The organism is Kitasatospora sp. NE20-6, assembly GCF_045862635.1.
Map to the genome: position 1 here is coordinate 1 of NZ_BPRL01000124.1, position 6860 is coordinate 6860.

Consider the following 6860-nt stretch of genomic DNA (forward strand, 5'->3'; position numbering starts at 1 on the left):
GCAGCGGCGTCCGGCTGGAGTACGCCGACATCGGCGACGGCGCCGAGCTCCACGAGGGCGCCCGGCTCACCGGCGCGTCCCTCGGCGACTCCTCCGTGGTCGGCCCGTACGCCGACATCGTCGACTCCTACGTCGGCCCCATGGTGGAGATCCACTCCGACCGAAGACGGCCGGTGCGCCTGGACGGCTTCTCCGCCGTCGGCGACGGCGCGCACCTGTGGGCGGGCACCCGGCTGTCGGGCGTCAGCGTCTACCCCAGGCTGCGGGTGCCACCGATCGCCAACCTGCCCTCCGGCACCGCCCTGACCTGTTCCGACGACATCCTGCAGTGGGTCTGACGGCCGGAACCCGCCCGGACGGCCCCGCACCACCGACCACGAAGCACCCCCAGCACGTCGAGGCACCGAGGAGGAACCCGATGGAGAACCTGGCAGTGGTGGTAGGCGGCGCCGGCCGCACCGGACGGCTGATCGTGCGGCGGCTCCTGGAGCAGGGCGAGCGGGTGCGCGCCGTCGGCCGCAGCGCCCAGCACGCCCGCCGCAACCTCCCGCCCGGCGCGACGTACGCGCCCGGCGACGTCCGTGACCCGGCCTCGCTCGGCAGACCGCTCGCCGGCGCCTCGACGGTGGTGTTCTGCGTCGAACCCGGCACCGACGACGAAGGGCCGGACCGTCCCGAGGCCACGATGTTCCTCGGCGTCGCGAACGTGCTCGAAGCCGCCACCGCCGGCGGCGAACGCCCGCACGTCGTGCTGGTCAGCCAGCTCCACGTGACGCACCAGGGCCACCCGCTCAACGCGTACGGCCGGCTGCTCGACTGGCGAAGAGCCGGGGAGGAACTGCTCCGCGAGTCCGGACTGCCCTACACGGTCGTCCGTCCCGGCTGGCTGCTCGACGACAGGTCGGCCGGACACCGCGTACGGCTGGAACAGGGCGACCGCGGCTTCGGCCAGGTCTCCCGCCCGGACGTCGCCGACGCCTGCGTCCACGCCCTCCGCTGCCCCGAGGCGCGCGGCGTCACCTTCGAGATCTTCAACGAACCAGGACCGGCCTCGGCGTCCTGGGAGTCGGCGTTCGGGAGCCTCGAACAGGACCGGGCGCTGGTGGCCTGACCCCGGCCGCACCCCCCGGACCCCGCGGCGGCGGCCCGGAGCGACCGGACCGCCGCCGAGAGGCCCGCCCTCCCCCCTCGCACTGTCCCCTGGCCGCAGCACGAGCACAGAAATGATCCAGACATGACTGAAGCCCGCACAGCGGAGAAGAGCCCGCCCCTCCGGGCCGCGGACGCCGGCCCGCTGGTCACGCCCGGACGGTCCCAGCCGCTCGGCGCGACCCCCGACGCCACCGGGGTGAACTTCTCCCTCTTCTCCGAACACGCCACCCGGGTCGAGCTGCTGCTGTTCGACCACTGCGACGACCTGGCGCCCAGCCACGTCGTCCGCCTCGACAAGCAGAGCCACCGCAGCTACCACTTCTGGCACTGCCACGTCGCCGGGGTGGGGCCCGGCCAGGTCTACGCCTACCGCGTCGACGGCCCGCACCACACCAAGGAGTCCGGCACCCGCTTCAACCCCCGCAAGGTGCTGCTCGACCCCTACGCCCGGGCGAACGTCAACACGCTCTGGGACCGGGTCCGCGCCATCGGGCAGGAGGACAACTGCGCCTACTCCATGCGCAGCATGGTCGTCGACCTCAACTCCTACGACTGGGAGGGCGACGAGCCGCTGCGCACCCCCCTGGCGGAGAGCGTCATCTACGAGATGCACGTGGGCGGCCTCACCTCCTCGCCGACCGCCGACGTGACCCACCCGGGCACCTTCTCCGGCGTCATCGAGAAGATCCCCTACCTGAAGGAGCTCGGGGTCACCGCCGTCGAGCTGCTCCCGGTCTTCGACTTCGACGAGCGGCAGCTGCTGCGGACCGGCCCCAGCGGCGCACCCCTGCACAACTACTGGGGCTACGACCCGTTCGGCTTCTTCGCCCCGCACACCGCGTACTGCTCGGACGCGTGCCAGTGCACGCACATCACCGAGTTCCGCGACATGGTGAAGGCCCTGCACAAGGCCGGCATCGAGGTCATCCTCGACGTGGTCTTCAACCACACCAGCGAGGGCAACGAGCACGGTCCGACGATCAGCTTCCGCGGCCAGGCCAACGAGGTCTACTACCACCTCTGGCCGCAGGACCGCCGGCACTACATGGACTTCACCGGCTGCGGCAACGCGATCAACGCCAACCACCCCGCGGTGGCGAAGTTCATCATCGAGTGCCTGGAGTACTGGGTGACGGAGCACCACGTCGACGGCTTCCGCTTCGACCTGGCCTCCGAACTCTCCCGCGGTTCCGAGGGCTACGAGATGGACGTCCCGCCGGTGCTGTGGGGGATCGAGCTCTCCGGGGTGCTCTCCGAATCCAAGATCATCGCAGAGCCGTGGGACGGCGGCGGCCTCTACCAGGTCGGCCGGTTCCCCGGGAAGCGCTGGTCGCAGTGGAACGGCCCGTACCGCGACGACGTGCGGCGCTTCGTCCGCGGCGACGCCGGCCTGGTCGGCACCGTCGCCACCCGGATCGGCGGCTCCCGGGACCTCTTCGCCAAGGACGGCGAACTGCCCACCAACAGCATCAACTTCATCACCTGCCACGACGGGTTCACGCTGAACGACCTCGTCAGCTACAACCACAAGCACAACCACGCCAACGGCGAGTCCGGCGCCGACGGCACCCACGAGAACTTCAGCTGGAACTGCGGCGTCGAAGGCCCCACCGACGCCGAGGACGTCGAACGGCTGAGGATCCGTCAGATCAAGAACCTCGCCGCCATCCTGCTGATCAGCCGCGGCGTGCCGATGATCCTGGCGGGCGACGAGTTCCGCAACACCCAGCACGGCAACAACAACGCCTACTGCCAGTCCAACGAGACCTCGTGGCTCAACTGGGAGCAGGCCGACAAGGAGACCGAGGTCCGGTCCTTCTTCCGCGAGGCGATCGCCCTCCGCAAGCGCCACCCCGCGCTGCGCGACGTGCGCTTCTTCTCCGGACGCCGCAACGAACGGGACCTGCCGGACGTCACCTGGCACGGCACCAAGCTGGAGCAGCCCGGGTGGGAGGACACCGACGCCCGCGTCCTCTCCTTCACGCTCGCCGGCTTCGACGGCGCACCCGACCTGCACGTCATCCTCAACATGTACCACCTGGGCCTGGACTTCGACCTGCCGCACATCCCCGGCCACCGCTGGCACCGGATCCTCAACACCGCGCTCGGGGAGGGCGAGGACGTCCTGCGCCCCGGCGCCGAGCATCCCGTCCACGGTCACACGTTCCATGCCCACGGCCGCAGCGTCGTCGTCCTGACGGCACTGCCCCACGACGGAGGCATCTCTCGATGAGCGCACCCACCGCCCGACGCACCTACTCCGACACCGTCGCCGGCTACATCACCGCCTACGAACCGGTCAACGACCGCTTCGGCCTGCGGACGTCGGACGGGCGCGAGTTCACCATCCACATGGACGGCTTCCTCGGCTCGGAGATCGTCCGCAACCTCGGCGACGACCGCCGGGACACCAGCGGAGCCACCCGCGACATGCTCGCCGAAGGCCGCTACGTCTTCGTGCACGGCCTCTTCCACCAGTGGGAGGGCGGCGAGCGCATCGAGGCCCGGCAGATCACCTTCCCCGAGGAACGGCGCGGCGCGTACGTCTTCGAGAAGCCCGGCTGGTGGGTCCAGCAGGCCGCCGAGATAGCCGACTTCTACCTCCGCGGGCACTTCCCCGACGGCGTGTACGACTGGCGCAACTTCCGCACCAAGCTGACCCTCAGCGGCACCCACACACCGGACTTCGCCGGCCAGGACATCCGGCAGGAGACCGACACCATCTCCCGCCTGGTCTACGGCCTCGCCACCGCCTTCATGCTCACCGGCGAGGAGCGCTTCCTGCAGGCGGCCGAGGCCGGCACCGAGTACCTGCGCGAGCACATGCGGGTCTCCGACGACCTCGAAGGCATCGTCTACTGGTACCACGGCATCGACATCACCAGCATCGGCCAGCGCAAGGTCTTCGCCTCGGAGTTCGGCGACGACTTCGACGCCATCCCGATGTACGAGCAGATCTACGCCCTCGCCGGCCCCACCCAGACCTACCGCATCACCGGCGACCCGCGGATCCTCTCCGACATCGACCGCACGGTCGAACTGTTCCACCGCCACTTCAAGGACGACGAGCGCGGCGGGTTCTTCTCCCACCTCGACCCGATCACCATGGACCCCCGGGCCGACGCGCTGGCGCGCAACCGCTCCCGGAAGAACTGGAACTCGGTCGGCGACCACGCCCCCGCGTACCTCATCAACGCCTACCTCGCCACCGGCCGGGAGGACTTCGCCGCCCTGCTGGAGGAGACCGCCGACACCATCACCCGCTACTTCCCGGACGAGCCGAACAGCCCGTTCGTCCAGGAGCGGTTCCACGAGGACTGGAGCCCCGACCGCACCTGGGGCTGGCAGCAGGACCGCGCCGTGGTCGGCCACAACCTCAAGATCGCCTGGAACCTCACCCGCATCCGCGCCCTCCGCGACAAGCCGGAGTACGCGGCACTCGCCGAGCGCATCGCCGAGACCATGCCGCCCGTCGGCAGCGACCAGCAGCGCGGCGGCTGGTACGACGTGGTCGAGCGGCAGGCCGACCCGGCCAGCGGCGCCCACCGCCTGGTCTGGCACGACCGCAAGGCCTGGTGGCAGCAGGAGCAGTCGATCCTCGCCTACCTCATCCTCGCCGGCGTCTCCAACGACCCCGAGCACAAGCGGCTGGCTCGCGAGGCCGCGTCGTTCTACAACGCCTTCTTCCTCGACTACGACGACGGCGGCGTCTACTTCAACGTGCTGGCCAACGGCGTCCCGTACCTGCTGGGCACCGAACGCCTCAAGGGCAGCCACTCGATGGCCGGCTACCACGCGCTGGAGCTCTGCTACCTGGCGGCCACCTACACCGGCCTCCTGCTCACCTCCTCGCCGATCACCCTGCACTTCCGGCCCCAGCCCGGCGCGTTCCCCGACGGCCTGCTGCGGGTGGCCCCCGACCTGCTGCCCGCCGGCACCGTCGAGATCGCCCAGGTCTGGATCGACGACCGGCCGTACACCGAGTTCGACGCGAAGGCGCTCACCGTGCGTCTGCCGGAGAGCGACGGGCCGCTGCGCGTCCGGGTCGAACTGGAGCCCAGCGACATGCGGTTGAAGGTCTCCAGCGACTTCGACGGCAAGACCGCGCACGTCTACTGCGACGGCGTGATCGACCGTGAGGAGCTGGACAAGTTCCGCCGCTCCCTCAACGAGGTGCTGTCGGCCGAGCCGACCCGGGTGGAGTTCCACCTCTGCAACGTCACCCAGATCACCCGGCCCGCCATCAACGAACTGCTCTTCCAGCGCACCAAGATCGGCCTGGACGTCGAGTTCGTCATCGTCGGCTGCGCCAAGCCGGAGATCGCCCAGGCCCTCGTGGCGACGGACGCCTTCATCCTCGCGTCCGACCACGCCTGCGGCGGCCACTGACCGACCGACCGGCGGCCCTCCCGCGAAGCCCCCGCCCGCGGGAGGGCCGCACCCCCGGCCGGGACGGGCCCCGCACCCCGGCCCGTCCCGGCCCCCGAAGGAACGAGCGCGCCCATGCTTCCCCACCCCGGCGAACCGCCCGCCGGCAGGCGGCGGCCCGGGCGGGACACCGGCGACCCGGCCGGCGACGCCCGCCGACTGCTCGCCGCCGAACTGTGCACGATCGCACCGCCCACGGCCTGGTCCCTCGACGAGGTGCCCCTCCCCGCCGCCGGCGCCGGACGGCCCGGCCACCGCCGGCTCGCCCTCGCCACCGCCCTGGTGCACCCGCAGGACAGCCTCCCCGTGAACTGGCGGCTCCTCCTGCCCGGCGGGGATCCGGGCCCGGGAGCGGGCGAGGCGGGCCGCCCTCCGGACCGCACGCACCACCGGCCGGCCTGGCGCTACGCGCTCGAATCCGTCGACGAGGTGCTCGACGGATGGGGACTGCCGGTCGCGCCCGTCCTCGGCGACTGGCGGTGCGGCCGGCGGATCGAGCCGCTCCTCGGCGGCCTGGAGGAACGCGGACTCGGCTACCTCCTCCGGGCGGACGCCGCCACCCCGCTTCCCGTCGGGCCCCGGCCCGACCGCCCCGCCGGGTGCCACGGCCGCGGGGCCGCACACCACCCCGGCACCCACCACCACCCGGCGGCGGACGTCTCGGGCACCCTCCGCGGCCACACCGAACGGGCCGTACTGCCCTGGCAGGACGGCCCCGGCGCCCGCCCCGGGCACACCCAGTTCCTCGTCGCCCCGCTCTGCGCGGCCCGGCCGGGCCACCGCGGACACCGGCGGGGCTCCTGGGCGTCCGGCCTGCGGCACCTGCTCCTGGAGTGGCCCCTCGGCAGCCCGGGGCCCCGCTCCTACTGGGTCACCAACCTGCCGGCCGGCCGCCTGCCGGACATGGTCACCCTCGCCGCACTCCGCCACCGCACCGGCCAGGGCTGCGAACGGCTCCACGAGGACTACCGCCCCGGCCACCACGGCGGACCGGCCCACGGCTGGTGGCACCACCACGTCACGCGGGTCACCGCCGCACGGGCCGGCCGCCTCCTGCAGAGGCTGAGGACCGCATCCGCACCGGAGCGGCGGGCCACCACCACCGGACGGCCGGGCCCGGCCCGGTCCGCAGAGGAGAGCGCCGCACGATGAACACCACGCCGACGAACGCTTTCGAATGGACCGACCTGGACCAGCGGACCGTCGACACGGCCCGGGTCCTGGCGATGGACGCTGTGCAGAAGGTGGGTAACGGGCATCCGGGTACGGCGATGTCGCTG

Annotated in this window: 5 protein-coding genes and 1 pseudogene; all 6 read left to right on the forward strand. The window is 71.9% G+C overall.

What is annotated here, in order from left to right; genetic code table 11:
• Window positions 1-338, forward strand: a pseudogene (locus tag SNE206_RS39460) (NDP-sugar synthase); the annotation flags it as partial.
• Between the two features lie 80 nt (window positions 339-418).
• Window positions 419-1111, forward strand: coding sequence for an SDR family oxidoreductase (locus tag SNE206_RS39465; protein WP_407918422.1), 693 nt, complete (start codon window positions 419-421; stop codon window positions 1109-1111).
• A gap of 123 nt (window positions 1112-1234) precedes the next feature.
• Window positions 1235-3385 carry a glycogen debranching protein GlgX gene (glgX, locus tag SNE206_RS39470; protein ID WP_407918423.1) on the forward strand — a complete coding sequence of 717 codons (2151 nt, stop codon included), beginning with the start codon at window positions 1235-1237 and terminating at the stop codon, window positions 3383-3385.
• Window positions 3382-5541: an AGE family epimerase/isomerase gene (locus SNE206_RS39475; RefSeq protein WP_407918424.1), complete on the forward strand. Its 2160-nt coding sequence runs from the start codon at window positions 3382-3384 to the stop codon at window positions 5539-5541. The genes glgX and SNE206_RS39475 overlap by 4 nt, the downstream gene beginning before the upstream one ends.
• Window positions 5542-5655: 114 nt before the next feature.
• Window positions 5656-6732, forward strand: coding sequence for an IS701 family transposase (locus tag SNE206_RS39480; RefSeq protein WP_407918425.1), 1077 nt, complete (start codon window positions 5656-5658; stop codon window positions 6730-6732).
• The coding region (locus SNE206_RS39485; protein WP_407918426.1) for a hypothetical protein at window positions 6729-6860 on the forward strand (132 nt) is incomplete at its 3' end. The genes SNE206_RS39480 and SNE206_RS39485, both read left to right, overlap by 4 nt.